Genomic DNA, 3,628 nt, shown 5'->3' on the forward strand with positions numbered 1-3,628 from the left:
CCTGACCAGCGGAAACACAGCCATCAAGACCGGAAAGACAACAACCACTTAATGACCGAGTCGAGCTGCACATGTTGGCGTCGGTCCTTGCCCCAATGCGTGCCTGTATATCCGTCGACGACTGTCGGCCGCGGCGGCGGGCGTGCCGACCGGACAAGCGCGTGCGCCTGCCGCACCCTGGCGGCCATGCCCTCGCGTTGGGGGGCTCGTCGTCGACCGGAGCAAGCCGCAACCGCTAGCCGCTCGCTGCCTGCCCCGCTACATGGGACAGGTGCACGCTTTCCAACTGTGTTGGTGGGCTCTGGGGGCGTCGAACGGGGCCGTTCACCTGCGTTCATCGGCGGTCGGTCCTGGGATCGGCTACCGCCTTCGGTCCCGTCTGAACGGCCGTGAACGGGGCTGAATGAGACGGAAAATGAGACGGACGGTGGGGCCGGGCTCGCTAAGGGCTGTCCCGTAAATGATCTCCCAGCCGATGAGAGCGCGGGAGATCGCTGCGGGGGCTCGCCCACCTGACCGGCGAGGGCGAGGTTGTGCAGGCGGGCGATACCAAGCATGGCGTAGTGAACACCGTCGCCCTTCAGCCGGCAGTCGCGCAGGATCTTCCAGTTCTTCATACGGGCGAAGACGTGCTCGACACGGGCACGGACCCGGCGATGTGAGGTGTTGTGCTCCTCCTTCCAAGCCGGAAGTTCCGCCTGCCCCTTCGCGCGCCGGTGCGGGATGACCAGGCCAGTGCCCCGATAGCCGCCATCGCCAATCACCGTGGTCCTACCGACGGCTGCCTTGGCATCGGACAGTTCCCACGCCTTGCAGTCGTTGCGGTTGCCTGGCAGGGGTTGGCCGACCACCACGACCAGCCGCGTGTCCGCGTCGATGACGACCTGGTGGTTGGTGGAGTACCGATAGTTCTTCGACTGCTCGGCGACCCTGTGATCACGGGTCGGCACGAGCGTGCCGTCCACGATCAGGACGGCGTCCTTGCGGAACCGCCGGCGCGGCTGGAGTGCGAGCAGCGGACCGAGTTGGTCGATGATGCGGTTTCCCGCAGGTTTCGAGATCCCGAACAGCGGGGCCAGCTGGCGCAGCGTCAGGTTCGTCCGCCAGTACGCGGCAACCAGCAGCACCCGGTCCTCCAGCGACAGGCTCCAGGGCCGGCCCCGCCGCACCTCATCGACACCTTGGCGGCGCAGCGCGGTCACCAGCTTGGTGAAACAGCGCGAGCTCACCCCGGTGAACGGGGCTATCCAAGAGGGCTCCGACGCCGTGATCACACCAGCCACACCAAGATCATCTCACTTGTGGCCACCGCCCGTTGTAGCATCACGCGCCGCAAGGACGGGACGGCTGATGGTCGGCCGCCCCTACGGCACACCAACCCCGGCGGAAGGCACATGCGTGGAGACAACGGAGCGGCGCTCCCCGGCGGGAAAGAACGCCGAGTACAGCGCGGCCGCCTGGCTGATCGGATGGGTTGTCTTTCTGGGGTCCGGGTGCATGGCCTCGTTGCTGTTGATCAGTACCTGGGCGAACTGCGACATCGGCGCCAACGGCTCCTACCAACTCGTTGTATGGGTGGTCGCGTCGATCGGCGTGGCGACCGTGTCCACCGTGCTGTGGGCGGTGATGCGCAAGATAACGGGTCGCCGACGCCTCTTGTTGCCAATGGTGTTGACGATCCTTGCCAGTGCGATGCTGCTCTGGCCGGAGCTGGCAGTGTGGTACGTGTCACCCGGCCACCCGGACAGCATGTGCGAACCGGGCGGCACGCCCGTGGGGTGGCCCAATTGGCTGCCTTTGTGAGGCGGGCCTCAAGTAGAGCGGCCAGAAATCGGCTAACGAGGCTATCGGCGACGGCGCCAACAACGTGATCACACCTGTCACGGCAAGTCCATCTCACCTGTGACCAGGAGTTATGGGACAGCCCTTAGCTTGATCTTTAACGACTGGCGTCGAATGGTGCCTCGAACTTGATCACTCGGTTCGGTAACCGCCGTACGTCAAAGCGGCCTTCGCCTGAACATGTGCTCCGACCAAGGAACACACACATCCAGTACGAAGGCCGTGAGGATGAGTCTGCTGCATCGCGATGCCCGGCAGGAGGCATTGGCTGAACTGGCATGCTTCCGAGGCGAGTTCTACTCCTGCCTCACCGCTCGTTCGGATGCGTTGTTCGAGCTGGCTGAAGCTGTTCTGTGCGGCGACGGGCCAGTGAGATCGCTGGCCGAGCTGTCGCTGGTCGGTGAACACCGCCGCGGTCATGGCGGGCTCTACGCCGCCGTCGCCCGTGGCCGGGTCGATACCGGCCGGCTGCGGCGGGCCCTGGCCGCGGTGCCACTACCTCGGGCTGCTGACGGCCGACTGGTTCTGGCCATCGACATCACCCGCTGGCTACGCCCCGATGCCCACACCTCACCGCAGCGGATCCTGTGTCACACCTACGGCCGGGGAAAGGACCAGCACATCCCTGTCCCCGGCTGGCCGTACTCGATCATCTGCGCGCTCGAGCCCGGGTCGCAGTTCCTGGACCGCCCCTTTGGACGCGCTTCGCCTGGCCCCCGGGGACGACACGGCCACCGTCACCGCCCGGCAGCTGCGTGACATGCTCCACCGGCTGATCACCGCTGGGCAATGGCAGGAGGGCGACCCCGACGTCCTCGTCGTCGCGCACGCCGGATACGACGCACCCCGCCTTGCGTTCCTCCTCAAAGATCTCCCGGTCCAGGTGCTCGCCCGGATGCGCTCAGACCGAGTCCTGCGCCGGGCTGTCCCACCCCGCCAGTCACACACGATGGGCCGCCCACCCCGGCACGGCGGTGAATTCGTCTTCGGCCAGCCCGACACCTGGGGCGTCCCGGACACCGAAACGGTCACCGACACACGCCTTTGCGGCACCGCCAGGGCCCGCTCCTGGGACCGGCTGCACCCCAGGCTCACCCACCGCTCCTCCTGGGCAGCCGCCGACGGCACCCACCCGGTCGTCGAAGGCACGGTGATCCGCCTGGACATCGGCCACCTGCCCAGCGGAGCAACACCGAAGCCGGTCTGGATTGGTGGTCCGGCACCGGCGCCACCCCGGCAGACGCCGACCGTCTTTGGCAGGCATACCTGCGGCGCTTCGACATCGAGCACACCTTCCGCCTGTTCAAACAGACCCTCGGCTGGACCTCCCCAAAGATCCGCACGTCCGAGGCCGCCGACCGCTGGACCTGGCTCATCCTCGCCGCCTACACCCAACTCCGCCTCGCCCGCACCCTCGCAGCCGACCGACGCCGTCCCTGGGAGCAACCCAGCTCTCCAGACAGGCTCACTCCCGCCCGCGTCCGCCGCGACTTCCGGCACATCCGCCCACAGACCACCTGCCCGGCCAGAGCACCAAAACCCACCCGCCCCGGCCCCGGGCGACCAGCGGGCCGAAAGAACACCCATCCCGCACCCCGCCACGACGTGCACACACCCAAGAAGACACCACCAGCAGAACGACAAAAGAAGAGGTCAACCACCCCAATGCCCCGCCGCACAGGTTAAAGATCAAGCTAGCTCGTCGCGGGCGTGCTCGACCTGCTCGCGCAGCTCTTCCAGGGTCGGTGCGGGCCCGTCGCCCTGCGGCTGGTGGCTCATCGGTGAA

1 protein-coding gene and 2 pseudogenes are annotated in these 3,628 nt (G+C 67.0%); 2 read left to right on the plus strand and 1 reads right to left on the minus strand.

Features of this window, described 5'->3' with window-relative positions; translation table 11 throughout:
• Positions 1-515: 515 nt before the first annotated feature.
• Positions 516-1,283 (minus strand): annotated as a pseudogene (locus tag JK361_RS40335) (transposase); the annotation flags it as partial.
• A gap of 115 nt (positions 1,284-1,398) precedes the next feature.
• Here JK361_RS40335 and JK361_RS40340 point away from each other — a divergent pair.
• Positions 1,399-1,803: a hypothetical protein gene (locus JK361_RS40340; RefSeq protein WP_201828174.1), complete on the plus strand. Its 405-nt coding sequence runs from the start codon at positions 1,399-1,401 to the stop codon at positions 1,801-1,803.
• Between the two features lie 267 nt (positions 1,804-2,070).
• Positions 2,071-3,528 (plus strand): annotated as a pseudogene (locus tag JK361_RS40345) (NF041680 family putative transposase).
• Positions 3,529-3,628 lie beyond the last annotated feature (100 nt).

Source organism: Streptomyces musisoli (assembly GCF_016741855.1).
GTDB lineage: Bacteria > Actinomycetota > Actinomycetes > Streptomycetales > Streptomycetaceae > Streptomyces > Streptomyces musisoli.